The sequence below is a fragment of the Bacillus basilensis genome, from assembly GCF_050630465.1.
GTDB classification, from domain to species: Bacteria; Bacillota; Bacilli; order Bacillales; family Bacillaceae_G; genus Bacillus_A; species Bacillus_A basilensis.
The window spans coordinates 76,459-99,331 of record NZ_JBNTQO010000012.1; the positions used below are offsets into that span (position 1 = coordinate 76,459).

Annotated in this window: 27 protein-coding genes and 1 pseudogene; 9 read left to right on the forward strand and 19 right to left on the reverse strand. The window is 35.7% G+C overall.

Annotated features, from left to right (window positions below; genetic code table 11):
* Positions 1–2: 2 nt before the first annotated feature.
* Genes ACQVV1_RS20455 through ACQVV1_RS20465 form a run of 3 tightly spaced genes read right to left on the reverse strand, consistent with a single transcriptional unit; the run spans position 3 to position 1,593 of the window.
* Positions 3–791 (reverse strand): GNAT family N-acetyltransferase, encoded by a 789-nt coding sequence (locus ACQVV1_RS20455; protein WP_431169439.1) that lies wholly within the window; start codon positions 789–791, stop codon positions 3–5.
* Complete coding sequence (locus tag ACQVV1_RS20460) at positions 788–1,120, reverse strand: cupin domain-containing protein (protein ID WP_431169440.1); 333 nt, start codon at positions 1,118–1,120, stop codon at positions 788–790. The genes ACQVV1_RS20455 and ACQVV1_RS20460 overlap by 4 nt, the downstream gene beginning before the upstream one ends.
* Before the next feature lie 44 nt (positions 1,121–1,164).
* Entirely contained in the window at positions 1,165–1,593 is a 429-nt protein-coding gene (locus ACQVV1_RS20465) for a hypothetical protein (RefSeq protein WP_063224704.1), read from the reverse strand.
* 131 nt (positions 1,594–1,724) lie between these two features.
* Between ACQVV1_RS20465 and ACQVV1_RS20470 the strand changes: the two genes are divergently transcribed.
* Both ACQVV1_RS20470 and ACQVV1_RS20475 read left to right on the forward strand, forming a co-directional pair.
* Positions 1,725–1,988: a helix-turn-helix transcriptional regulator gene (locus ACQVV1_RS20470; RefSeq protein ID WP_002003636.1), complete on the forward strand. Its 264-nt coding sequence runs from the start codon at positions 1,725–1,727 to the stop codon at positions 1,986–1,988.
* Positions 1,985–2,410 carry a hypothetical protein gene (locus ACQVV1_RS20475; RefSeq protein ID WP_309259411.1) on the forward strand — a complete coding sequence of 142 codons (426 nt, stop codon included), beginning with the start codon at positions 1,985–1,987 and terminating at the stop codon, positions 2,408–2,410. Before ACQVV1_RS20470 ends, ACQVV1_RS20475 begins: the two co-directional genes overlap by 4 nt.
* 51 nt (positions 2,411–2,461) lie before the next feature.
* Here ACQVV1_RS20475 and ald read toward each other — a convergent pair whose 3' ends face one another.
* Both ald and ACQVV1_RS20485 read right to left on the reverse strand, forming a co-directional pair.
* On the reverse strand, positions 2,462–3,595 hold the full coding sequence (gene ald, locus ACQVV1_RS20480) for an alanine dehydrogenase (RefSeq protein WP_242252504.1): 1,134 nt from the start codon (positions 3,593–3,595) through the stop codon (positions 2,462–2,464).
* A 218-nt stretch (positions 3,596–3,813) separates the two neighbouring features.
* Positions 3,814–4,605: an SDR family oxidoreductase gene (locus tag ACQVV1_RS20485; RefSeq protein ID WP_061677493.1), complete on the reverse strand. Its 792-nt coding sequence runs from the start codon at positions 4,603–4,605 to the stop codon at positions 3,814–3,816.
* Positions 4,606–4,752: 147 nt separating this feature from the next.
* Here ACQVV1_RS20485 and ACQVV1_RS20490 point away from each other — a divergent pair, with 147 nt between their 5' ends.
* Complete coding sequence (locus ACQVV1_RS20490; RefSeq protein WP_001066681.1) at positions 4,753–5,211, forward strand: universal stress protein; 459 nt, start codon at positions 4,753–4,755, stop codon at positions 5,209–5,211.
* A gap of 42 nt (positions 5,212–5,253) precedes the next feature.
* On the opposite strand, the gene ACQVV1_RS20495 is transcribed toward ACQVV1_RS20490, so the two are convergent.
* The 3 genes and pseudogenes from ACQVV1_RS20495 to ACQVV1_RS20505 all read right to left on the reverse strand — a co-directional run bounded on the left by ACQVV1_RS20495 (position 5,254) and on the right by ACQVV1_RS20505 (position 7,322).
* On the reverse strand, positions 5,254–5,919 hold the full coding sequence (locus ACQVV1_RS20495; protein ID WP_309259412.1) for a hypothetical protein: 666 nt from the start codon (positions 5,917–5,919) through the stop codon (positions 5,254–5,256).
* A 149-nt stretch (positions 5,920–6,068) separates the two neighbouring features.
* Positions 6,069–7,194: pseudogene (locus ACQVV1_RS20500) on the reverse strand (RNA-guided endonuclease InsQ/TnpB family protein).
* A complete protein-coding gene (locus ACQVV1_RS20505) occupies positions 7,194–7,322 on the reverse strand; it encodes a hypothetical protein (protein WP_000672785.1) in 129 nt (42 codons plus the stop codon). The pseudogene ACQVV1_RS20500 and the gene ACQVV1_RS20505 overlap by 1 nt, the downstream one beginning before the upstream one ends.
* A gap of 632 nt (positions 7,323–7,954) precedes the next feature.
* Here ACQVV1_RS20505 and ACQVV1_RS20510 point away from each other — a divergent pair.
* Positions 7,955–8,134 carry a hypothetical protein gene (locus tag ACQVV1_RS20510; RefSeq protein ID WP_029440113.1) on the forward strand — a complete coding sequence of 60 codons (180 nt, stop codon included), beginning with the start codon at positions 7,955–7,957 and terminating at the stop codon, positions 8,132–8,134.
* Positions 8,135–8,202: 68 nt separating this feature from the next.
* Here the strand turns inward: ACQVV1_RS20510 and argH are convergent, their stop codons facing one another.
* Both argH and ACQVV1_RS20520 read right to left on the reverse strand, forming a co-directional pair.
* The gene (argH, locus tag ACQVV1_RS20515) at positions 8,203–9,591 is read right to left on the reverse strand and encodes an argininosuccinate lyase (protein ID WP_309259413.1); all 1,389 of its coding nucleotides are present in this window, start codon (positions 9,589–9,591) and stop codon (positions 8,203–8,205) included.
* On the reverse strand, positions 9,588–10,793 hold the full coding sequence (locus ACQVV1_RS20520; protein ID WP_042512163.1) for an argininosuccinate synthase: 1,206 nt from the start codon (positions 10,791–10,793) through the stop codon (positions 9,588–9,590). Before ACQVV1_RS20520 ends, argH begins: the two co-directional genes overlap by 4 nt.
* A gap of 166 nt (positions 10,794–10,959) precedes the next feature.
* Here ACQVV1_RS20520 and ACQVV1_RS20525 point away from each other — a divergent pair, with 166 nt between their 5' ends.
* Positions 10,960–11,277 carry a hypothetical protein gene (locus ACQVV1_RS20525; protein ID WP_063222496.1) on the forward strand — a complete coding sequence of 106 codons (318 nt, stop codon included), beginning with the start codon at positions 10,960–10,962 and terminating at the stop codon, positions 11,275–11,277.
* A 28-nt stretch (positions 11,278–11,305) separates the two neighbouring features.
* Here ACQVV1_RS20525 and ACQVV1_RS20530 read toward each other — a convergent pair whose 3' ends face one another.
* Positions 11,306–11,500, reverse strand: a complete 195-nt coding sequence (locus ACQVV1_RS20530) for a hypothetical protein (protein ID WP_060632527.1) — start codon at positions 11,498–11,500, stop codon at positions 11,306–11,308.
* An 855-nt stretch (positions 11,501–12,355) separates the two neighbouring features.
* Between ACQVV1_RS20530 and ACQVV1_RS20535 the strand changes: the two genes are divergently transcribed.
* On the forward strand, positions 12,356–13,018 hold the full coding sequence (locus ACQVV1_RS20535) for a YitT family protein (protein WP_242252501.1): 663 nt from the start codon (positions 12,356–12,358) through the stop codon (positions 13,016–13,018).
* Between the two features lie 31 nt (positions 13,019–13,049).
* Here the strand turns inward: ACQVV1_RS20535 and ACQVV1_RS20540 are convergent, their stop codons facing one another.
* The gene (locus tag ACQVV1_RS20540; RefSeq protein ID WP_060632529.1) at positions 13,050–13,883 is read right to left on the reverse strand and encodes an EcsC family protein; all 834 of its coding nucleotides are present in this window, start codon (positions 13,881–13,883) and stop codon (positions 13,050–13,052) included.
* A 137-nt stretch (positions 13,884–14,020) separates the two neighbouring features.
* On the opposite strand from ACQVV1_RS20540, the gene ACQVV1_RS20545 reads away from it, so the two are divergent.
* Both ACQVV1_RS20545 and ACQVV1_RS20550 read left to right on the forward strand, forming a co-directional pair.
* Positions 14,021–14,656: a DUF1796 family putative cysteine peptidase gene (locus ACQVV1_RS20545; protein ID WP_063222493.1), complete on the forward strand. Its 636-nt coding sequence runs from the start codon at positions 14,021–14,023 to the stop codon at positions 14,654–14,656.
* A gap of 71 nt (positions 14,657–14,727) precedes the next feature.
* Positions 14,728–15,162 (forward strand): NUDIX hydrolase, encoded by a 435-nt coding sequence (locus ACQVV1_RS20550; RefSeq protein WP_431169442.1) that lies wholly within the window; start codon positions 14,728–14,730, stop codon positions 15,160–15,162.
* 28 nt (positions 15,163–15,190) lie between these two features.
* Here the strand turns inward: ACQVV1_RS20550 and ackA are convergent, their stop codons facing one another.
* The 5 genes from ackA to ACQVV1_RS20575 form a co-directional block, all read right to left on the reverse strand.
* Complete coding sequence (ackA, locus tag ACQVV1_RS20555) at positions 15,191–16,384, reverse strand: acetate kinase (protein ID WP_000034570.1); 1,194 nt, start codon at positions 16,382–16,384, stop codon at positions 15,191–15,193.
* Positions 16,385–16,683: 299 nt separating this feature from the next.
* A complete protein-coding gene (locus tag ACQVV1_RS20560; protein ID WP_431169444.1) occupies positions 16,684–17,670 on the reverse strand; it encodes a class I SAM-dependent methyltransferase in 987 nt (328 codons plus the stop codon).
* Positions 17,671–17,869: 199 nt separating this feature from the next.
* On the reverse strand, positions 17,870–18,370 hold the full coding sequence (gene tpx, locus ACQVV1_RS20565) for a thiol peroxidase (protein ID WP_060632534.1): 501 nt from the start codon (positions 18,368–18,370) through the stop codon (positions 17,870–17,872).
* A gap of 134 nt (positions 18,371–18,504) precedes the next feature.
* Positions 18,505–18,900, reverse strand: a complete 396-nt coding sequence (gene ytfJ, locus ACQVV1_RS20570; RefSeq protein ID WP_000350005.1) for a GerW family sporulation protein — start codon at positions 18,898–18,900, stop codon at positions 18,505–18,507.
* A 13-nt stretch (positions 18,901–18,913) separates the two neighbouring features.
* On the reverse strand, positions 18,914–19,552 hold the full coding sequence (locus ACQVV1_RS20575) for a DUF2953 domain-containing protein (RefSeq protein ID WP_242252496.1): 639 nt from the start codon (positions 19,550–19,552) through the stop codon (positions 18,914–18,916).
* 205 nt (positions 19,553–19,757) lie between these two features.
* Between ACQVV1_RS20575 and ACQVV1_RS20580 the strand changes: the two genes are divergently transcribed.
* Positions 19,758–20,561, forward strand: coding sequence for an NAD kinase (locus ACQVV1_RS20580; RefSeq protein ID WP_063222489.1), 804 nt, complete (start codon positions 19,758–19,760; stop codon positions 20,559–20,561).
* 209 nt (positions 20,562–20,770) lie between these two features.
* On the opposite strand, the gene ACQVV1_RS20585 is transcribed toward ACQVV1_RS20580, so the two are convergent.
* The gene (locus ACQVV1_RS20585; protein WP_431169446.1) at positions 20,771–22,339 is read right to left on the reverse strand and encodes an amidohydrolase; all 1,569 of its coding nucleotides are present in this window, start codon (positions 22,337–22,339) and stop codon (positions 20,771–20,773) included.
* 69 nt (positions 22,340–22,408) lie between these two features.
* The gene (locus ACQVV1_RS20590; RefSeq protein ID WP_063222487.1) at positions 22,409–22,840 is read right to left on the reverse strand and encodes a VOC family protein; all 432 of its coding nucleotides are present in this window, start codon (positions 22,838–22,840) and stop codon (positions 22,409–22,411) included.
* Between the last annotated feature and the right edge of the window lie 33 nt (positions 22,841–22,873).

Here is a 22,873-nt window from a genome sequence, read left to right on the forward strand (position 1 = left end):
TTTCATTCCCCCGTTTTCTTACGTACAAATAAACTATATTCTACTGGATGATGAAAACTTAATTTACTAGCTAATTTTTGCGAGGGAATATTGTCTACATAACAATCCCAGCACGGTGTAATATTATTTTGTATGCAATGTTTAATGAACCGTGTTGCAACAGCTTGGGCTAATCCTTTCCCTTGATATGCTTTATGCGTCGCAATATCAATTTCAGCAAATCCATTCCCGCTAAATATCGAAACACATTCCGCTACAATTATCCCATCTTGTTCTATACAAAATCCAAAACCATCATTCAAAAACGCTTCAATTGACCCCCAATATTCTTTATAATATTCCTCTGTAAATTCATTGCTTCGTTCTATATTTCTTCTATCAATACGCTTCACTTCATATGTATTTTTGTTACAATCTCGTTCTCTCTCTTCAAAGGTTACTCTTTGAAATTTCATTCGCGGGATGTTCCGAAGTGCATGACTAAAACACCCTTCAATCATCATTTCCCATTCTTCGCTAGAAGTGAAGAGTGTAAATCGTTTTTCTGTTTTTTCAATGGCTGTTTTTATATACGAAAATAAATCTTCGTTATAACTTTCATTTTGCGTATTACCAAATAAATAATAAATGCCGTTAGCTGTAATAATTAGTCCTGCTGTTAACTCCTCGTTTGCAAAAACCTCACCATCTATCATTTGATCACATACCGCATAAGCAAAAGTCGTGGTTCTTGTATCACTTTCTAAAATCGAAAGTACTTGTCTATACTCAGCTACAGATAATTCCCTCATACTTGCTCCACTTTAATCGTATCAGCCTCTATATTTTCAAAACAAAGATTTACCGTTCTCTTTAATGCTCTCGTTCTATGAATCTTGCATGCTGGAATTAAAATAGAATCATTTGGCTTTAATACCGCTGTTTCTCCATCTTCAAAATCAATAAGTAATTCTCCCTCTAACACAATAAATAATTCATCCGAATTAGAATGATAGTGCCAATCATATTCACCAGTAAATACGGCGATTCGTAAGCAATGATTATTTATATTTGAGACAACAAAGTTTTTGTGTTGATCTTGAATATCCTTTGTTAATTCTATTAAGTTCACAGTTTCCATCTTTCGTCTCATCCTTTCATTAGTCGTTCTTCTGAAAAACTAACTTAGTCGCCACCACCTCCGCAGTCACCTCCACTATCACCTGAGCTGCTACAATCATTGCTACTATAGTCACCAAATCCACTTGATGAGCTTGAAGCGTACGAAGATTTTTTGCTCCTTTTTCTTTGCTTATCTTTCTTACTTTCATGACTAGGCCATACTGTATCAAAAAATATAAAGAATAAGACTAATTCTATTGCAACAAGGAGAAATTCTAAAATACTCTCAATAATATTAGGAGTTATCTCAAAACTGTAAAACACTCCAAATGAATACATACACAAAATTACATACAGAGCCATACAAATATACCGAAATGTTTTCTCTATCATAATGACTACTTTTTGTGAAAAAGGTATGTTCTGTTCCTGTTTTTTCTTTATATATTTTTGTCTTTTAGCTTGTTTTTGTTTCCTCTTTTTGCTCCCCATCCAATTCCCTCTTTCGACTTCTATTTTTCATTTAATTCCAAATTATCACAAAAAATAACATTATAACAAGCTATATTTCACGTAAAGTTTTGTTTACTTTTTGTAAAGTTTCATTTACTTATTACCTAAAAATGGATATAATTAATGTAACAAATTTACAAAAAGGAGACTTTGTATATTTGATTAAAAATAAGGTAAAACAATTCCGCGTCGTTAGAGACATCACCCAAGAACAATTAGCTTCCTCTGTTCAAATCACTAGACAATCCCTCATCGCTATCGAGAAGAATAAATACAACCCAAGTTTAGAATTAGCATTGAAATTATGTGAGTTTTTCAACTGTAAAGTAGAAGATTTATTTCAATTAGATAAAACTGGGGAGGAAAAAGAATGAAAAATACTTTTAATCAAAAGTTCATTTCACATTTTACTTTTTTAGTGTTAGGATCATCTTTACTTTATTTCAATAGTAATGACGAAGAAAAGATTAGTTCTGTCCTTCTATTCGTTGGCGTATACATACTCTTAGATTTAATACTATTAGTAGTGAAAAAAATATTCTTTAAGAAAAAAAAGAGCGTTTCCGAGAAATATCCATTACCTGAGATGGATGAAAGAATCGAGAAGATGAGTTTAAAACTTATGGCACAAATTTTCGGTCTCTCTCATTTAATCGGCTCTGCGATACTATTTATTTTATATATCACTGACAAAAATTCGATGATACGAGTTGAGTATGCCTTATATTACTTGTTCGGCATTCTTTTCTTTACAATGATGTTCGGATTGAGAATTGTAAAGAAACTAGACAATTAATTTAAATAAAAAGCCCCTCCTTACGAAAGGAGGGGCTTACATGTATTTCTATTATGATAAAGCAGGAGCTTTTTCAAGTAGCTCTTTTGCATCAGCGTATTGTAAACCATGAGCTTCTGCAACTGCTTCGAATGTTACATATCCATCTAATGTGTTAATACCTTTTAGTAATGCAGTGTTGCCTAGGCAAGCATCTTTATAGCCTTTGTTCGCAATTTGTACTGCATATGGTACTGTTACATTTGTTAATGCAAGAGTTGATGTACGTGGAACCGCACCTGGCATATTAGCAACTGCATAATGAACAACGCCATGTTTTTCGTAAGTTGGGTTGTCATGAGTTGTAATACGGTCAGTTGTTTCGAAAATACCACCTTGGTCAATCGCGATATCTACAACGACAGAACCTGGTTCCATTGATTGAATCATTTCTTCTGTTACAAGTTTTGGCGCTTTTGCACCTGGAATTAATACCGCACCAATAACAAGGTCAGATTCTTTTACAGCTTCTGCGATGTTATATGGATTAGACATTAATGTTTTTACTTGGTTACCGAAAATGTCGTCTAGTTGACGAAGACGTTCTGCACTTAAGTCGATGATTGTTACATCTGCACCTAAACCTACTGCAATCTTCGCTGCGTTTGTACCAGCTTGACCACCGCCGATAATTGTTACTTTTCCGCGTTTTACCCCTGGAACGCCTGCAAGTAAAATACCTTTACCACCTTTGTTTTTCTCAAGGAATTGTGCACCGATTTGTGCAGACATACGACCAGCTACTTCACTCATAGGTGCAAGTAATGGTAATGAACGATTGTCTAATTGTACTGTTTCGTATGCAATTGATACAACTTTGTTATCAATTAATGCTTTCGTTAATTCTGGTTCTGGAGCTAAGTGTAAGTATGTGAATAAAATTAAACCTTCACGGAAATAGCCGTATTCACTTGCTACTGGCTCTTTTACCTTCATAACCATATCTTGATTCCATGCTTCTTCAGCAGTTTCAACAAGTTTTGCACCAGCTTGTACGTATTCTTCATCCGTAAAGCCAGATCCTAAACCTGCTCCTTTTTGAACAAAAATTTCATGACCATTTTGTACTAAATGTACTGCTCCCGCTGGCGTCATTGCCACGCGGTTTTCATTGTTTTTAATTTCTGTTGGAATACCGATACGCATTATTAGTTCCCCCTTGAGTTATGAAATGACCCCTGAATCATTTTTTAAAGCGCTTTCTACGCTCTTATATTTTAACATAATATCTCAATATTTGACAAAAAATAATACAAGTTTTCCGATAGATTTAATCTTACATTAAAGGACAGTATTATCCGCACCTATCAGCACAAAGGATAAACTGTCCAATTATTCGAAACTTCACTTCACTTTATTTTACTCTATCGATGTCTATGAATAACATCAACTGCACCCGTTACTTCAATAATTGTGCCGGTAATCATATCGGAATCGTCCTCACATAAAAACGAAATCGTTCTTGCGATATCTTCGCCTGTTCCAGATCTACCAATTGGTGTGTTATGTTCTTTCAACTGACGTGCTTCCTGAATTGTTGCTTCTTTCATTTCACCAATAATATCACCAGGACATACCATGTTTGCAGTAATACCATACTCTGCTTCTTCGTAAGCAACTGTTTTCGTTAATGAAACAAGTCCTACTTTCGCTGCTGCAAAAGCTGAACGATAAATCCATCCCGGTGCGCTATCTGCCCCTTGGAATCCGTAATTAATAATACGGCCAAAGTTCTGTTTTCTCATAACTGGAACGACAAGTTTCAACAAATGAAACACCGCTGTTAAATTACCCTGAATCATTTCATTCCATTCGTCTTCTTCATAATCGACTAACTTTTTTCGTTCAAATACATATGGACCAGCATTATTAATTAAAAAGTCAATTTTGCCAAAACGGCTTATCGCTTCTTCTACTATTTTATGTAAATCTTCCTTTTTCGTGACATCCGCTTGCACGAATTGTAGACGCTCTTCCATATTTTTATATGTTTCTTTCATCGTTTCCATAGCTGCTATATCGCTATGATATGTTACTGTTACTGAATATCCTTTAGCCAATAACTTTTCTGTTACTTGCTTTCCTAAACCTTTCGTACCGGCTGTAATGAGCGCGTGTCTCACAAACATGCCTCCTTTTAAATTGCTATACTTCATATGTAACAAGTTCTCGCACCAATTACAACTAAAATGAATCAAAACAGAGTTTTCGAAATTCTGTAACGTTTCCGACAAGCACATTACCAAAATTTGTTTTATAATAAAGTTGTAAACGGTAATAAAAATGATTGGGAGGAATTTACTATGAATAATACATATACAAATATTTTAATCGCGGTGGATGGTTCTAAAGAAGCAGAAAGAGCCTTTAAAAAAGCAATTCAAGTCGCAAAACGAAACAACGCAACATTAACAATTGCTCATATCGTTGATGTAAAAGCATACTCAGCAGTAGAAGCTTATAGCCGTGCAATTGCTGAACGTGCAAATCTATTTGCAGAAGACTTATTAGAAGACTACAAAAAAACTGCGCTTGAAGCTGGCCTTGAAAAAATTGAAACTGTATTAGAATTCGGTAATCCTAAATCTAAAATTTCAAAAGAAATCGCTCCAAACCATAAAGTAGATTTAATTATGTGTGGTGCAACTGGTTTAAATGCTGTTGAGCGTTTCCTAATTGGTAGCGTCTCTGAACATATTATTCGCTATGCGAAATGCGATGTCCTTGTTGTTCGTGGTGATGAAGAGCAAGGTGAGCTTTAATTTATAAATAAAAACACCAAGTCCACATGGGCTTGGTGTTTTTTATTTCACATATTTTACTATAAATACAAGACAAGCCACAATAACAACAGTAATTGCTAATACATAAGGCGGAAGAAATTTTAAGGACCACAGTGCCATCATGATCGTAGCTACCGTTAAATAAGATTGCTTTGCATCTTCTGTCATTTTTTTACGAAATAAGAAAACATACAAATAGCCAATTGGCGGCGTAATAAAGCAAAGAACATATATGATTTTTGATTTCAAATACCATTTTTGTTCCCCGAGCTTCTTTATGTCTTCTTCTATTCTCTTATGCTCTTGTTCTCTCGTTTCTCCTACAAGCGGATCTTCCTCTTCTCCTCGCTTTTCTTTCATATAAGGAAGAAAGTGCATGAAAAAATAGTATGCAAATACGAACGCTCCAAATCCAATATTTAATCTTTCTAATGGAATATGTTCACTAAAAAAAGCAGCAATAAGCACTAAAGATAAACAGTACGTCATCATCCAAAATGAACGTTTTCTCTTTTTTCGTTCCATTTCTTTTTTATCTTGTACATGTTTTCTTTTCGAAAGCCATATCGAAATACAGCAATCTACTACAAATAGAATAAAGATAAATATCCCGATGTGTACTATTTCTACATCCTCAAATGAAAAGATATTTGGGAATGCAACGTGTAATACAATTAGCGTGTACAAAATTAACCGATACGATAAACTTAACTAAATCTATACAATTCAATCAAATTTACACAAGTTAGTGCTCCATCGTGTTCTCGCAGCCCCAAAGGGACGAGGGGTATAACACTCCACACGAGGCAATATCGTTACCTCCTATTATCAAGCATTTATTTTACCCATCTTGATAAATTTATCGCAGCATTTATATCCCTATCGTGATGGCTATTGCACCCAACACAGTCCCATTCACGAATCTTTAAACTCCACTGTCCTTCTGGTTGAACTGAATGGTCGTATTTAACTCCGCAACATGAACAAATCTTGCTTGAAGCGAACCATTTATCAGCTTTTACATACTCAATGCCGTACTTCTCACACTTGTATGATAAACATTGAAAGAAGAAGTTTAATTTTTGAAATGAAAATGCTTTCGATAGTCTTTTGTTTTTTAACAGGTTTGAGATAGATAAGTCTTCCACAACCATCCTCATTGGTTTTCACCAATTTAGCTGTTGCTTGATGGATATGGTTATTTCGGATATTCGTAATTTTCCTAGATAACCGCAGGTGCTCAGCTTTCGCTTTTTCATATCCAGCAGATTGAATTTTTACACCTTTTTTAAATCTCCTAGACATATCTCTTTGCGCTGACTTTTTCCTTTTCAAAAGTTTTTTAACCTTAGCATCTTTGTTTATATTTCGTTCTTTCATACCATTAGAAGCTACAAACAGCTCTTTTAAACCAAAACCCACACCAATCGACTCATCGGTTAATTCTTGTGCTTCAAAGTCTTCTTGGAACCCTACACTAATCCACCAGTGATGACCATCAAAGGTAACTCTTGGATTGGATGTTTTTTTGTTTCTTGGTAGTTGTTGGCTTGTTTTCACTTCCCCAATGGACTGAATATGAACTACTTTCTTTCCTATAATCAGTCTTTCATAATTGGCATAAAATCCTTGGATTAAATCTTTTTTGGATTTATAAGAAGTGTGATAACCATTTTTGTACTTTTTGAACGAATGTTTTCTCGCCGTATCAAAATCTTTTGAGGCCTGTCTGGGAACTTGTGCATTGATGTATTTTAACCACTCATATCTCTTTCGCTTCTTGATCTTTGTAAATCGTTTCTGTAAAGCTAACTGTGAAACAGATTTTCCAAATAGCTTATAGTATCTATCACTCATTCTTTTACAATAGTTATAAGCGAATCTTGCAGCGCCAGCATGGTCTCTAAGCACTTTTTCTTGTTCAGGCGTCGGAATTAGTCTGACTTTCTTCGCCAATATCATCAGAATGTAACTCCTTTAATGAAAGATTTGTTCTTCTGAATCGTAGCGTGTTCCACCAGCATTCTCCTTAGACTACTCGGATGCAAACCTGTTAATTCTGATACTTGACTAACTCGTGAAAATTTCATTATTATTCTCACCTCATTGCATTTATCATCATGCATAGGTTCGGTAGATTCAATGAGACTTGATAGATTTAATTAAATTTATCTCGTTCAACTAAGGGCGCAATTCCTTAGCCAGTTCTCTTATGAACTTCTCATGTTTTCACATGAGCGCAGACTATATGTTTATCTACTTAAAGATAGAGGATTTTTCCACCACCATAGGCTTGTGATGTACTCTCGTCAGTTATACGAGATAGTCGTTGAACGTTCATCTTATCCATTTTGACTTAGATGATTCGAGGCGGAAGACCCATTGTTCTAATGTTTAGGATTTAACCTTGCATCATCTGATTGATTTTTTCTGCTTTCGCGACATTCACGCTCGCTATTTCTAGCCACGTTGTAGTTCAATCAGCTTTAGGGATTGCCCGCAGTTAACCCTCACTACTAGCCAATTACTTGACTAGCAGGGCTTACTGATATATTTAATTAACTTTCGTTATAATTGGTTAAATAAATCGTAACAGTTAGTTACCCTACAAAATAAATACGTCTCATTTTCCATCCCTTTCTTATTTCCTAACTTTAGGTTAACATACATTTTTTAGAAATAGACGGACAAAATATATATGTTTAAAAAAGGAGGATGCTACATGGATGATTCTGAACGTATTATTTTAGATGTGAATGGGAAAGAACTCGAAATGCTAGATATGATTCGTACTCATTTTAAAGAGAAACACGGCGTGGAACTAAGTAATGGTGCATTGCTGCGAGATTTGATGGATATTGAGTATATTCGAATTACGGAAGATCGACATAAGTATGATTAATTTGGGGCTATAAAAAAAAGAAGGTAAGCTTATCTCCATCAAGATTAGCGTACCTTCTTTCCTATCAATTAACTTCCTACAAACTCTCCAACTAATCCTTTCGCCTTCTCCAAAGCTTTTTCAATTTGCTCAAATCCAGTCCCGCCAGCACTGTTACGACGCTTTACAGCTGCATACGGCGAAAGAACTTCATACAAATCTTCTTCAAATAACGAGCTCATTTCTTTATACGTTTCAAGTGGTACATCTAATAAATAAATTCCTTTTTGTGTGCAGTATAGCACTAACTTCCCAACAATTTCATGCGCTTGACGGAATGGTAGTCCTTTACTTGCTAAGTAGTCAGCAATTTCTGTTGCGTTAGAGAAATCTTGCGTTACAGCTTGCCCCATCTTTTCTTTGTTGACAGTCATCGTCTCTAACATGCCTGCCATAATATGAAGGCAGCCTTCTACTGTTTTTACTGTATCAAACATTCCTTCTTTGTCTTCTTGCAAGTCTTTATTGTAAGCGAGCGGTAATCCTTTCATTACTGTAAGTAAACTAAATAAATTACCGTACACTCTGCCTGTTTTACCACGAATAAGTTCCGCCATATCTGGATTTTTCTTTTGTGGCATAATACTGCTTCCCGTTGCGTATTGATCGCTCATTTCAATAAATTGAAACTCTTGGCTACTCCATAAAATAAGTTCTTCGCAAAAGCGTGATAAGTGCATCATGAGCATGGATGAGTTACTTAGGAACTCCAGTATGAAATCACGATCGCTTACTGCATCTAAACTATTTTCATAGATTCCATTAAATCCAAGAAGCTCCGCACTATATTCTCGGTCAATCGGGAATGTTGTACCAGCTAACGCCCCTGCTCCTAATGGCGACACGTTAATACGCTTTAACGAATCTTCATAACGATTCACATCACGCTCTAACATCCAAAAATAAGCGAGAATATGATGAGCAAATGAAATTGGCTGGGCACGCTGCAAATGCGTATAGCCAGGCATAATGGTTTCAATGTTATTTTCTGCTTGATGAACAAGAACCGTTTGCAATTGTTTTGTAGCTTTTATAATATGTTCTACTTTTTCTTTTAAATATAAATGCATATCAGTCGCTACTTGATCATTACGGCTTCGACCTGTATGAAGTTTCCCTCCTACTTCGCCGATTTGTTCAATTAACATTTTTTCAATGTTTAAGTGAATATCTTCAGCTTCAACTGAAAAATGCAATTTATTTTGTTTCGCTTCTTTTAATAAATACTGAAGCCCTACCTTTATTTTCTCTGCTTCTTCTTTCGTAACGATGCCTTGCTTTGCTAGCATCGTTACGTGTGCAATACTACCCTTTATATCTTGATTTACTAATTGTTGATCGAAGGAGATAGATGCTCCAAACTCTTCAACCCACGCTTCCGCTTCTTCTGTAAAACGTCCGCCCCAAAGTTTGCTCACGCTTCCACCTTCTTTTGATTCACTTGGCTGTATACTTTCGTCGGTAAACCGAATAATGAGATGAATCCAACTGCTGCATCATGATTAAATTCATCCTGGGCAGTATATGTTGCAAGCTTTTCATCGTATAAAGAGTACTCAGATTTACGTCCTTCTACAATCGCATGGCCTTTAAATAATTTCACACGCACTGTACCTGTTACATTCTTTTGCGTTTCTTGTAAGAAAGCATTCAGCGCTTGTTTTAAAGGAGAGAACCATAAACCGTTATAAATAAGTTCTGTTATTTTCTGCTCAATCATCGGTTTAAAATGCGCTACTTCTTTTACGAGTGTTAAATCTTCCAGTTCCTTGTGCGCCGTAATTAATGTCATTGCTGCTGGGCATTCGTATACTTCACGCGATTTTATACCAACAAGGCGATTTTCTACGTGATCGATACGTCCAACGCCATGTTTTCCAGCAAGCGCATTTAACGTTTTAATTAATTCTGAAAGTGGATATGCAGTGCCATTTAAAGTAGTTGGTACGCCTGCTTCAAACCCGATTTCTACAAATTCTGGTTTATTCGGTGTATCTTCTAATGCCAATGTCATCTCATATGCATCTTCTGGCGGCGCTGCCCATGGATCTTCTAAAATTCCACATTCATTACTGCGTCCCCATAAATTTTGATCGATCGAGAACGGGCTATCTAAATTAATCGGAATCGGTACGTCGTTTTCTTTTGCATAGGCAATTTCTTCTTCACGTGACCATTTCCATTCACGTACAGGTGCAATTACTTCTAAGTAAGGATTTAACGCTTGAATAGAAACTTCAAAACGAACTTGATCATTCCCTTTCCCTGTACATCCGTGTGCAACTGCAGTCGCTCCTTCTTGTTCTGCGATTTCTACTAATTTTTTCGCAATAAGCGGACGAGATAATGCAGAGACAAGAGGATATTTCCCTTCGTATAACGTGTGTGCTTGCATCGCCATCAATGCATATTCATTTGCAAATTCTTCTTGAACATCAATCATATATGATTTAATTGCACCTACTGAAAGTGCCTTTTCTTTTACAAATGCTAAGTCTTTACCTTCCCCTAAGTCTAAACAAAGCGCGATAATATCATAATTCTTCTCTTGTAACCATTTAATTGCGACGGAAGTATCAAGACCTCCGGAATATGCTAATACAACTTTTTTCTTCTCCATTTTGCATCCCCCTAAAGAATAAATATTCATTTTCTTTTATAATAATTCACACTTTAACACCTTTTACAAAATGTATCAAGAGTCATTTTCAAATTTTTTCAAACAATTTCGTCGAACTTCTTTCTGTTTTTATGTACAATATAAGCAGGAAAACGGGGGTGAACTTATGGAAAAGTATTTCTTATACAATGAACATCTAGGAATTGAAATTCCACATTTACAAGAAGACTGGGAAGATATCCCCGAAAAAATGCAACATGCGATTTTATTAAAATGGGAACAAATTCGCGGGAGAATCCCTGATCGTATAAAAGAACTGGAACACTATATAAATGCAAAGCAACATCATTTAAATAACGAAGAAGACTTCGAAATTTCTTGCAAACTTAATTCAGAAATTGCCGATTTCGCTTCCATTATTAATGACCTTTGGCTTTGGTATCGACTCACTCAAAATGTATCTGAGGGAAAAGCACACCAATGAAAAAAGCATGCCCCTCAATTACTTTGGGTCATGCTTTTTTGTCGTAACACGATTTACAATATATCTCTTGTGCTGTTTTTGCCAAACATACATCAAATGGACCTACCAACAGATTTCTCTCCTTAGGCAGTTTCACAAAAGCAACTAGCTCTTCTTCATATTGAATCTTTTTCTGACATGAAACGCATGTTAATTCTTTTCTTTTGAACATGTCTTTTAGCATACCTTCAATCTCTCCTTTATCTATCTATATTAATATATTCTCATAATAGTTAAGACTTGTAAAAAAATGACACATTCTGAATTGAATCATTCATATACTATGTGCAAAAGGAGGTCTAAAGCTTATGCGCGCTTTCATTATTATCGCTTTAACTTTTTTAAGTGTGATTAGCTGGGATGCGTTTTTTAAAGATAAAAGTGATGAAAAGAATACAACTGAATAAAACTCATTTTTTCTTACTTATTGGACAAACCGTTAAAAACTGTCCAATTCCGCAAAATAACTTAGGCTTTTCTACAAAAATATTTAAACATAACAATTTTTGTAGATTCCCTCCGTTTATTGTCGGTTTCCATCCGCATACATTTTTTGAAAGTATGATATAATAATATAAATCTTGAAGGAAGGGATTTTGATATCATGATCGCTCGAAGGAGCATGTGGCATCGTATTGACGAATCATACACGTAGCGTATTTTTCAGCTTAGATACTTTAGTCTAGCGAAAAAAATACGAGAGTGGGGAAATTATGATTGCCCGAAGGATAATTTGGCAAAAAAAAGACTCTTCTTACACATAGCGTTTTGTTTAGGACTTAATTGTTACTAACTAAACAAAACAAAGAAGAGCAGGATTGCTAAATGAAGAATCCTACTCCACGTTTTGTTTAGTCGTTTTTAAGACTTAAACTAAAACGAAGGTAGGGAGAATTGATGGACGAGAGGATTATTCGTTATTTCTTCAGCGACATATAGCGTAGTTAGTTTTTTCGTAAACTAACTGAAAGCTACATGTGAGCTCGTAGTTAGTTTACAACACAAAAAGGACTACTAACTACGGAAAGAAGGAATAACGATGAGGAACATCCAAAGTCGACAAATTATTAAAGAAGTTTTTATGGTTTTAATCGGTTCATTTATTTTAGCAGCAGCGCTATATCACATTCACTTCCAAAACCACTTAACAGAAGGTGGCTTTGTAGGTATTGCACTATTCATCCAAAATTTTTATGATATTTCACCATCTATTTCAACTGTAATCATGGATATCCCAATTATTTTACTGTGTGCTTCATTTTTAGGTAGAAAAATGGTTGGTTATTCATTCCTAGGTTCCATTTCATTCGGAGTATTTTATTCTCTTATGGAAAATTATTCTCCATTTACGGTAGATTTATCAAATAATTTATTTGTAGCTGCAATAGTTGGCGGTGCGTTAGCTGGTATTGGACTCGGTTTTATATTGCGATTTGGCGGTGCAACCGGTGGAGACGATATTTTAACAATTGTAATAAGTAAACGAACTCGCTTTACAATTGGGCAAATTTTCTTCGTCTTTGACGCGATTGTTCTTGCGCTTTCATTATATTATTTAAATTGGACAGAAATTGCTTTCACTATTCTTTCGATTGCTGTACAGGCAAAAACATTGGATTTAATTTATTATCCAAAAGCAGAAAAAACAGCAGAAAAGCAACCAGTATCTGTTCCAATGCCAAAAAAACATGCAACAAATTAAAAAGCGAAAGGCTTCGGCCTCTCGCTTTTTTTTACGCTCTCTTTTCTTTTTCAACTATGTGGCGCACTTGATAAAATCTATTGGCAAATTCAGTAACGTTTCTTGTTAAACGATAATTCACTGTAGATCCAATTGCCATCCCAATTACCGGAATACCTTGGAATAATTTACGACGAAGAGCATAAATCGAAAATGTTTTCAAAATTTGTTTTAACACAACTTCAGTAGAAGCTGGTTGTAACACTGCTTCATCTCCTTCATAGAAGAATGAATCTTCTTGCTCTAGCTCTTGCAATAAATTGTACCATGCGTATTGCTGAAGTCTTCCTGGTAGTAATGACGCATGAAATACCTTTAATGCAAGCATCATTTCATAAGGCTTGTTCACATCATGCCCAAATGACGTTGCAATAAGTTGGACAGCCTTCACATTTAATGCGATCATAACCGGAAAATCAGCCGTTAATAATAATAAACCTCCAGCACCCGTTGCTCCGCCTTGCACGAATGAATATAGGCGATGACGTGCTGTTTGCTGCTCTGCTATGTATGTTAATTGATCAATAGATAATGCTTTCAAATCTTCTAGTTGCTCAATCGATTCATCAAATAATCTCGATGTTCCTAAAATACGATTACGCGCATCTAACTGTGATTGTGAACTTTGGATCAATGCATGCAAATGAAAGAGCCATCCATCTGCTTTCGTAAAGAAATCTTTTCGTTTTTTCTCAGGCAATTTTGCAATTGTATTATGTACCCATTTATCAAACATTTTTTGAAAATCAGTCGCCTCTTGCTCAACTAATTGCAATTCCCATTCTTTTATATTGTCTAAAATGGCTTGTTCTCGCTTCGATCGCATCGTAACAACCACCTCGTTCGATTTTTTTCTATTGTAACATATTTCCGCTTATTCTTTGCAAATTTGCTTGTCTATCTTCATTCACATACCATTTTTTAATGACATAAAATATTAACAAAAAGGATGAGATGAATCACATGAATCTATCCAATATAAAAAAAGAATATAATGCCGTATTCAGCTTAGGACAAAACTGTTGGCCTGCTTGGGCGTTATATCAATTCGGATTATCACCATTTTTTGGCGTTATTGATTTTATGTTAAGCCCTTCATTAGAAAAAGTGAACTTATTATTACAAAATCGATTTGACCGTTTTTTACATTTCGAAAACTTATCCTTCATCTCATTTTGGGATGATGCTGCCAAATTAAGACTAAGGGACAACCTATATGAAATCGACTCCTGTCACGATTTTAAAACAGATGTAAACACACCAACTTCTTGGCCTTCTTATTCAGAAATCAAGCTAAATTATGAGCATCGAATTACTCGTTTTCTAACTACAATTGAAATAGAAAAATCCATATTGTTTATTCGGACTGGAGGAACATACGAAGAAGCACGATCTCTGGAACAAATTTTATCTCAACTAGTCAAACATAAATTCTCCGTCCTATTACTGATTCCTGCGGATGTAACAACTGTCACCCAAGAAGATTGGGGATTACAAAATATTTGCGTTATAAAATGCCCTATTATGGATGTATACCAATACAATGAAGGATTTTGGAATGACTTATTTGATGGGATCTCAATTAGACCGCACGCTTAAATACACGACACTTTTTATCAAGCAATACATTATAATCATCCTTATACAAAATAAATAAGGAGTGATTCTATATGTATCCACGTGCAAAAGCATTCGGTCTTGCCACACATCACGGTCGCCTTCTCGTACAAGAATATCATACAGGCGATGAAACGTATTACCGACCTCTTGGCGGCTCAATTGAACTTGGCGAACAATCAGCACATACCGTTATCCGTGAATTTAAAGAAGAGCTTCATACAGAAGTGGAAATCACCAATTATTTAGGCTGCTTAGAAAACATCTTTCAGCTAGATGAGGAAATTGGTCATGAAATCATTCAGCTATATTCTTTATGCTTATTAGACACATCACTATATGAAATGGAAAAAATAAATATACAAGATGAGCAAACAGTATCGTATGCGAAATGGATTCCCTTTACAGCATTCATTCAAAAAGAGAAAGCACTATATCCAGATGGAATTTTGAAATATCTCCAACAGAAAAAAGACGAAATCCTATAGGATCTCGTCTTTCTTTTCATATAGTATATTAACCAATATCTCCAAGACGTAGTACGTCACGAGCGATCATAACTTCTTCGTCAGTTGGAATTACGATAATTTTTACTGGAGAGTGTGGGAAGCTGATGAATGCTTCTTCACCAAATACGTTATTACGTTTTACGTCGAAGTATACGCCCATGTACTCAAGGCCTTCTAATACGCGCTCACGAATAATTGCACTGTTTTCCCCTACACCAGCTGTGAAGATGATTGCGTCTACACCTTTCATACGAGCAGTGTAAGAACCGATGTATTTGTGGATACGGCTTACGAATACATCAAGTGCTACTTTCGCACGGTGGTCGCCTTCTTCTTCTTTCGCAATAATGTCACGTAGGTCACTAGAGTAACCAGTAAGACCTAACATACCACTCTTCTTGTTTAATACATTAACTACTTCTTCTACTGTTTGGCCTGTTTTTTCCATGATGTATGGAATTAACGCAGGGTCAAGATTACCAGAACGTGTACCCATTGTTACACCAGCAAGTGGAGTGAAGCCCATAGAAGTATCGATAGATTTACCGCCTTCTACTGCTGCGATACTTGCACCGTTGCCTAAGTGACAAGAAAGTAAGCTTAAGCTTTCAAGTGGACGACCTAATAGTTCAGCCGCACGCTCAGTTACGTATTTATGAGAAGTTCCGTGGAAACCGTATTTACGGATGCCGAATTTTTCATAGTACTCATATGGTAAGCTGTATAGGAATGCAGATTCCGGCATTGTTTGGTGGAATGCTGTATCGAATACTGCTACTGCTGGTACGTTTGGTAATACTTCTTGGAATGCTTTAATACCAACAATGTTTGCTGGGTTATGAAGTGGTGCTAAATCGCTTAATTCTTCGATATCAGCTAATACTTCATCAGTAATTAAAACAGAGTCAGCAAATTTTTCGCCGCCGTGAACAACACGGTGACCGATACCGCCAATCTCGTCTAGAGATTTAACGATTCCGTTTTCAGTTAATTTTTTAAGAAGCATATTAACTGCTACTGCGTGATCTGGAATGTTTGTAATTTCTTTTTGTTTTTCGCCATCTACAGTAATAGTGAAGATACTATCTTCTAAACCGATACGTTCTACTAAACCTTTTGTTAATACTGTTTCACTTGGCATTTCAAATAATTGGAATTTTAAGGAAGAGCTTCCTGCGTTAATCGCGATGATTTTTGACATCTAGTCTTTCGCCCCTTTTTCTCTTGGTAGTTGTGTGGATGTTTCCACAAACCGCTCGATTTTATCTAATTAAATTTACTAAATATGAAAACGTTTCATCATTAGCAAATTTTATACTCACGATTTTAATTTAAACATCGTACGACATATATTTCAAGTGAAAAAATTGTAACACCAAGAAAAAAAATATATTACAGATTTCAAAAAAATTCAGTTAAATCTTGTATATATTTAAAAATATGACATATCATATAAAACTGTACTACATGAATTACTAACCCTGTTACATATACCTAGCCTTATTTATGCGTTGCAAACCAAGTATTTAATCGGTCCATAATGTTCTCCATCGCCTTCATGTTGGAGAATTTAGGTAACTCCACTAATAACGCCTGTTTTGGCATCGTTACACTAGGGCCTTTCTTTTGGAGAACAAATATACTTTTTGCATTTTTCTCGTTTTTAAACATGGAAACAGGTAGTTGCAATAGTCCTTGAATAAAACATGTTTCTTTAATAAATGCATGTAATTTTGGTGCTTGATCACTTTCAAAAATGAAGTTTGGTACTAAGAAGAATAAGTATCCGCCTTCTTTCGTATGTTTCACACTTTGTTCAATAAATAAGTGATGTGCATACGACATTCCTTCATCTGCTTTTAACTTATATTCACTTGCACCGATCTCATTTGGATAATAACCAATCGGTAAGTCTGAAATAACTGCATCAACTGGATCGATATAAAGTGGCGCTAGTCCATCTTGATGGAAGAATTCGATTGCATGCTTTTGTAAATTCGCATTTACTAAAGCAAGTTTAATTAGCACTTCATCCACTTCTACACCAAATCCACTCATTGCTAGTTCTTCTTTGGCGCTATTAAATACAGTAGTCATTAAATTACCTGTTCCAATTGCAGGATCTAAAACAGTAATTTCGTTTTGCCCTTGCATAAATTTATGGAATAAGTAGCTCATGAACATACCAACTGCATCAGGCGTCATTTCGTGATTCGCTTGTACGCCTTCTTTCATTCCTTTTAGAATGGCTAACTGAAATGCTTTACGAATTTCTTCACCTTTATATGTTTCTTCATTAAACGTACTATATTCACGATTCAGCCTTTCAATTGCTGATTCGGATAATTCCTCTTGTAAAATCGCTCCTTCAAACAAGTTATCCCCTGTTTCTACAAGCGCCTCTAAATATGTTACATCTAATTCTTTACGTAAAACTACCGCAGAAGAATCAAAAATAGAAAATAATGTTTCCACTGTCTGACTCACGTACATTCCTCCTTTTCTCTTTTACACATAACTTATATCATACCACAAAGTGATTTTTTCCAAAAAGAAAAAGCGACCTCCTGTCAAGAGCTCCCCTTTTAATTATATATGATATAACGTTTTTTCTCATATATTGGTACCATTACGCAGCAATATATGAGAAAAAACGACCTCTTTATAAGAGGTCATTTTCTTCACATTACTTCGCAGATTTTGCTGCTTCTAATGCTGCTTCATAGTTTGGATGGCTTGTACCTTCATTTACGTATTCTACGTAAACTACTTTGTCATTGCTATCTACTACGAATACTGCACGAGCAAGTAAACGAAGTTCTTTCATTACTAAGCCGTAAGCTTCACCGAATGAAAGGTCGCGGTGGTCAGAAAGTGTAACAACATTTTCTAAACCGTTTGCTGCACACCAGCGTTTTTGAGCGAATGGTAAATCAGCGCTAATTGTTAATACTTTTGCGTTTTCAATACCTGCTGCATCTTGGTTAAAACGACGTGTTTGTGCATCACACACACCTGTGTCGATTGAAGGTACAACACTAATTAATTTTACTTCGCCTTTGTATGTTTCTAAACTTACTGGAGATAAGTCATTTGCTAATACTTGGAAGTTTGGCGCTTGATCGCCAACTTTAACTTCTGTTCCAACTAAAGTCATTGGATTACCTTTAAAAGTTACGTTTGCCACTTGAGAATCCTCCCTTATTTAAACAAAATATGTACAATGTAAATGATAGTTTGTCCCTATCGATAATGCAAATAAAATCGCTTTATTTACAAAAAAATTAAAGAAGCTAATCTATTGATCAGCTTCTTTGTTCGTTAAATTTGAAATTCAGGATCGTCTTCTTTTCGTTTATCCATCATTTCCTTCACTTTATCAACAGCTTGTGGCGCTAATTCAATTATTTTATCGATGACATGTGTTTGCTTATCTAAATGCAACACTTTTACACCTTCTCCATTTATAACAAGAAAAGCAACAGGATTGATAGAAACTCCTCCACCGCTTCCCCCGCCAAATGGATGACGGCCTGAATGTTCTACTTTACCAAATTCACTTCCACCAGCAGCAAATCCGAAACTAACTTTCGAAACAGTAAGAATTACACTTCCATCTGCCGCTTTAATTGGGTCACCAACAATTGTATTTACATCAGTCATTTGTTTTAAATGCTGCATTGCAGTTGTCATTAAACCTTGAATTGGATGGTCCATTCTATATCCCCCCCTATGCTTGAACAGATTTTTCTGTCGTACCAGATCTTTGTCTTCTCATAAACACGAGTAATTTCACCGCTGTTTTTATAGTACGGAATATACGAAAAGATGCCGTTAACTCACATCTTGATGCAAATCCTTTCCCTTGAAAAACAGGAGTAATTTCAAATTCTGGTACGTCGACAATATGCATATATTGTCCTACAACTCCAGCAGCCATTCCTTTTGTCCCCCATGCATATCCAGTGACAATTCCAGTACTAGCTGCGTCGCCTGCTCCTATTTGCGTATGCCATTTCCAACCATTGATTTTCACTCGTTTGAGAAAATCTTTAACAATAGTATGAACTTCTTGAAGCTTTTTTATCAGTTCCCCCATGCTATCAAGTTGTGCCATAATTTTATTATCTAGTCCGCCGTCCTCTTCAGCTTTTTCGATTTTTTGTCCTGTTTTCTTCTGCTGTTTTTCAATTCTTTCCAACACATCAAATGTATATCGAATCATCCATATTTTCACTTGAAGCAAACATTGCTTTTCCATTTCTGAATATAAAAATGTCACCTTAAGCTTTATTTTCGACAATAGTATAAACAAAATAAAAAGGAGAAGAATTATTATTCCAATTGCAAGCCACTTCATACGTATCATCCTTTCACTCCGTACCCATTATCGACAACTTTATTCATCATTAAACAGAGTTCCATAAGATTGAATATAAAAATTTTTCTAAAAATAAAAAGGTATTTTGACAATTTATATCGAAATATATTATTTGAACATATCATCAGGGAACGGACTCTAATGATATGTAGCACGAAAAACAGAAAATTTAACTGCAGTGGAGGGATACATAATGGCAGATCGTCGCAATTTATTTTTCTTTTATGGTGATGACAAAGCAACGCTCGTTGAAAAAATGAAACCAATCTATCGTATTTTAGAAGAGAATGGATTTACCATATTAGATCATCCAAAAAATGCAAACGCTATCGTCAGTGTTGGAGATGATGCAACTTTCTTACAAGCCGTTCGTAAAACTGGTTTTAGAGAAGATTGTTTATACGCAGGGATTTCTACGAAAGATGAAATTTCGTTCTACTGCGATTTCCACCTTGATCACATTGATACAGCCCTTCAAGAAATTACAAAAAATGAAATTGAAGTGCGAAAATATCCAACAATTCAGGTAGATGTAGATCACGGTACATCTTTCCATTGTTTAAATGAGTTCTCATTACGTTCTAGCATTATTAAAACATTCGTTGTAGATGTTCACGTTGATGATTTATATTTCGAAACATTTAGAGGTGACGGTTTAGTTGTTTCTACCCCAACAGGAAGTACAGCTTACAATAAATCATTGCACGGTGCAGTTGTTGATCCGCTCATCCCTTGCTTCCAAGTAAGTGAATTAGCATCTTTAAATAACAACACATACCGTACACTTGGTTCACCGTTCATTTTAAATCACGAACGTACATTAACTTTAAAACTAAGACCAGACGGTAACGATTATCCTGTTATCGGTATGGATAATGAAGCGCTCAGCATTAAACAAGTGGAAAAAGCTGTTGTACGCTTAAGCGATAAACAAATTAAAACAGTTAAACTAAAAAACAATTCTTTCTGGGAAAAAGTACAGAGAACGTTTTTATAGCATGAAAATAACCGCCGAATTATGGAATTCCATAATTCGGCGGTTATTTATTTCTCTCGCTATCAGTCACTATTCTTGTCATTTCTTGTCGGTAAGTCGATATAATTTAATAATCGCTGATATATTCCGGATTGTGGTCGATATATTCCAATAATCGCTGATATATTTCAAGTTGCGGTCGATATATTCCGAAAATCGCTGATATATTTTCACTCATCTTTTCTATAGACGATTCGGCCATCTATTACAGTCATTGCTGCTTGTACTTCTTTTATTTCTTCTGCTTCTATTTCAAAAATATTGCGGTCTACTATCGTAAAGTCTGCTTCATATCCTTTTGTAATCTGCCCTCGCTTCGCTTCTTTTCCGATTGCATAGGCACTCCCTGTTGTAAATAAAGAAACAGCCTCATATACCGTTAATCTTTCTTCTGGCATATAACATACGCCGTCAATAAAACTTCTACGTGTAACAGCGCTATATATGCCTAGAAATGGATTTACTTGTTCAATTGGAGCATCTGAGCCACCGTTACAGTGTAATCCTGCTTCCAGTAACGTCTTCCAAGCATACGCATAACGAAGACGATGCTCGCCTAGTTTTTCAATGACTGATGGAAAATCCGATGAAAGAAAGACTGGTTGTATATCAATAATGGCTTGCAAGTTTTTCATTCTTTCAATCAACTCTTCACGGGCAAGCTGACAATGAATAATGCGGTCACGCAATCTGTCTGCTGGTGGATATAGTTCAAGTGCATCAATAACATACTGGAGCGATAAATCACCGATTGTATGAATCGCAACTGGCATATGTAAGTCTCGTGCTTTTTTCACTAACTCTGCAAGCTCTTCACGCGAGAAGATTGCAACCCCATTTGTTTCCTTCGCATCTTCATATGGTTCACTTAATAAAGCTGTTCTTCCGCCAAAAGAGCCATCAGAAAAAATTTTCATCGCCCCAAATTCAATATAGTGTTCATTTTCATATTCTTTTCGCTCATGCGCTACTTCATGGTGAACGAGCAAATGCGCTTTAAATGGCATTTCTTTTATAACATGAGAAAACGCATTATGCGTTTTTCTAAAACCACCGTAATAATTTAAATCTTCCGTATGCCCACCAACGAGTCCATATTGCCAACAATCTTTAATCGCTGTTTGCAAAGCGCTTTGTAAGTAGACTTCATCAATTTCAGGCTGAACATGTTTTATTAATTCTTGTCCTTGTTCATATAAAAGCCCGGTTAACATATTGGATGAATCTCGGCCAATTCTTCCACCCTTCGGATCTTTTGTCGCTTCTGTTATGTTCGCTTCTTGCAGTATGTATGAATTCACCCATGTGACGTGGCGACAAATGCGCTTTAATAAAATCGGATGTTCTTTCGAAATCGCATCTAAATCTTTTGCATGAACATCTTTCGTATCTGTAAAATTATTTTCATTCCAGCCTTCTCCAATAATCCAAGAGCCTTTTGGTGCTTCTTCTACTCGCTTCTGAACGAGAGTAAGCATGTCACTATACGATGTGCAATTTGATAAATCTAGACGAAGTAACCTCTCTCCATGCCCAATAAGGTGCATATGGCTATCAACAAGACCTGGAATCATTGTTTTCCCTTTTAAATCGTACAATTCTATCGCAGCATATCGGTTTTCTAACTCTTCCTTACTCCCAATATCAACGATCCTGCCATTTTCAACATAAATAGCTTCCACTTTTTCATTTTCTTCCCTCATCGTGTAAATGATGCCGCCGTACCAAATTTCTCCCATATATCCCATCTCCTTTGTTTTATTGTATAAAAAAAAGCACCATTTCAAAACATGGTGCTTTTCTAAACATTACTTTTGTTCAGTAGTAGACGTTGTAACTTGCCATTCAATATTAAATTTATCTTTTACTTGTCCGTATGCTGGGCTCCAGAACGTTTCTTGAAGTGGCATGATAACCTCTCCACCTTCTTGTAACTTATCGAATACTTCTTTCGCTTTTTCCGCGTTACTAATTTGAATTGCGATTGTTACTTGAGATCCAATTGCATGCCCTTGACCTGGGAATGTATCAGAAATCATAAGTTCCGTATTACCAACTTTTAAAGTAGCATGTAGAACGCGCTCTTTCGCTTCAGCTGGAATCGGGTATTCTGGATTTTCAGGCATGTCACCAAAAGTTTGCATGACTTCTACTTTTGCGTCTAACGCATCTTTATAAAACTGTACAGCTTCTTGCCCACTACCATCTAAAACTAAGTAAGGATTAATACCTAAAATCATACGGACACCTCTTTTTTAAGTTTATAAAATCGA

Excerpts from the sequence above, each read along its gene's own strand:
- ACQVV1_RS20455 (WP_431169439.1), bottom strand. The coding sequence starts at position 791 with ATGAGGGAATTATCTGTAGCTGAGTATAGACAAGTACTTTCGATTTTA.
- ACQVV1_RS20460 (WP_431169440.1), bottom strand. The coding sequence starts at position 1,120 with ATGGAAACTGTGAACTTAATAGAATTAACAAAGGATATTCAAGATCAA.
- ACQVV1_RS20465 (WP_063224704.1), bottom strand. The coding sequence starts at position 1,593 with ATGGGGAGCAAAAAGAGGAAACAAAAACAAGCTAAAAGACAAAAATAT.
- ACQVV1_RS20470 (WP_002003636.1), top strand. The coding sequence starts at position 1,725 with ATGGATATAATTAATGTAACAAATTTACAAAAAGGAGACTTTGTATAT.
- ACQVV1_RS20475 (WP_309259411.1), top strand. The coding sequence starts at position 1,985 with ATGAAAAATACTTTTAATCAAAAGTTCATTTCACATTTTACTTTTTTA.
- ald (WP_242252504.1), bottom strand. The coding sequence starts at position 3,595 with ATGCGTATCGGTATTCCAACAGAAATTAAAAACAATGAAAACCGCGTG.
- ACQVV1_RS20485 (WP_061677493.1), bottom strand. The coding sequence starts at position 4,605 with ATGAAGTATAGCAATTTAAAAGGAGGCATGTTTGTGAGACACGCGCTC.
- ACQVV1_RS20490 (WP_001066681.1), top strand. The coding sequence starts at position 4,753 with ATGAATAATACATATACAAATATTTTAATCGCGGTGGATGGTTCTAAA.
- ACQVV1_RS20505 (WP_000672785.1), bottom strand. The coding sequence starts at position 7,322 with ATGAAATTTTCACGAGTTAGTCAAGTATCAGAATTAACAGGTTTGCAT.
- ACQVV1_RS20510 (WP_029440113.1), top strand. The coding sequence starts at position 7,955 with ATGGATGATTCTGAACGTATTATTTTAGATGTGAATGGGAAAGAACTC.
- ACQVV1_RS20520 (WP_042512163.1), bottom strand. The coding sequence starts at position 10,793 with ATGGAGAAGAAAAAAGTTGTATTAGCATATTCCGGAGGTCTTGATACT.
- ACQVV1_RS20525 (WP_063222496.1), top strand. The coding sequence starts at position 10,960 with ATGGAAAAGTATTTCTTATACAATGAACATCTAGGAATTGAAATTCCA.
- ACQVV1_RS20530 (WP_060632527.1), bottom strand. The coding sequence starts at position 11,500 with ATGCTAAAAGACATGTTCAAAAGAAAAGAATTAACATGCGTTTCATGT.
- ACQVV1_RS20535 (WP_242252501.1), top strand. The coding sequence starts at position 12,356 with ATGAGGAACATCCAAAGTCGACAAATTATTAAAGAAGTTTTTATGGTT.
- ACQVV1_RS20540 (WP_060632529.1), bottom strand. The coding sequence starts at position 13,883 with ATGCGATCGAAGCGAGAACAAGCCATTTTAGACAATATAAAAGAATGG.
- ACQVV1_RS20545 (WP_063222493.1), top strand. The coding sequence starts at position 14,021 with ATGAATCTATCCAATATAAAAAAAGAATATAATGCCGTATTCAGCTTA.
- ACQVV1_RS20550 (WP_431169442.1), top strand. The coding sequence starts at position 14,728 with ATGTATCCACGTGCAAAAGCATTCGGTCTTGCCACACATCACGGTCGC.
- ackA (WP_000034570.1), bottom strand. The coding sequence starts at position 16,384 with ATGTCAAAAATCATCGCGATTAACGCAGGAAGCTCTTCCTTAAAATTC.
- ytfJ (WP_000350005.1), bottom strand. The coding sequence starts at position 18,900 with ATGGACCATCCAATTCAAGGTTTAATGACAACTGCAATGCAGCATTTA.
- ACQVV1_RS20575 (WP_242252496.1), bottom strand. The coding sequence starts at position 19,552 with ATGATACGTATGAAGTGGCTTGCAATTGGAATAATAATTCTTCTCCTT.
- ACQVV1_RS20580 (WP_063222489.1), top strand. The coding sequence starts at position 19,758 with ATGGCAGATCGTCGCAATTTATTTTTCTTTTATGGTGATGACAAAGCA.
- ACQVV1_RS20585 (WP_431169446.1), bottom strand. The coding sequence starts at position 22,339 with ATGGGAGAAATTTGGTACGGCGGCATCATTTACACGATGAGGGAAGAA.
- ACQVV1_RS20590 (WP_063222487.1), bottom strand. The coding sequence starts at position 22,840 with ATGATTTTAGGTATTAATCCTTACTTAGTTTTAGATGGTAGTGGGCAA.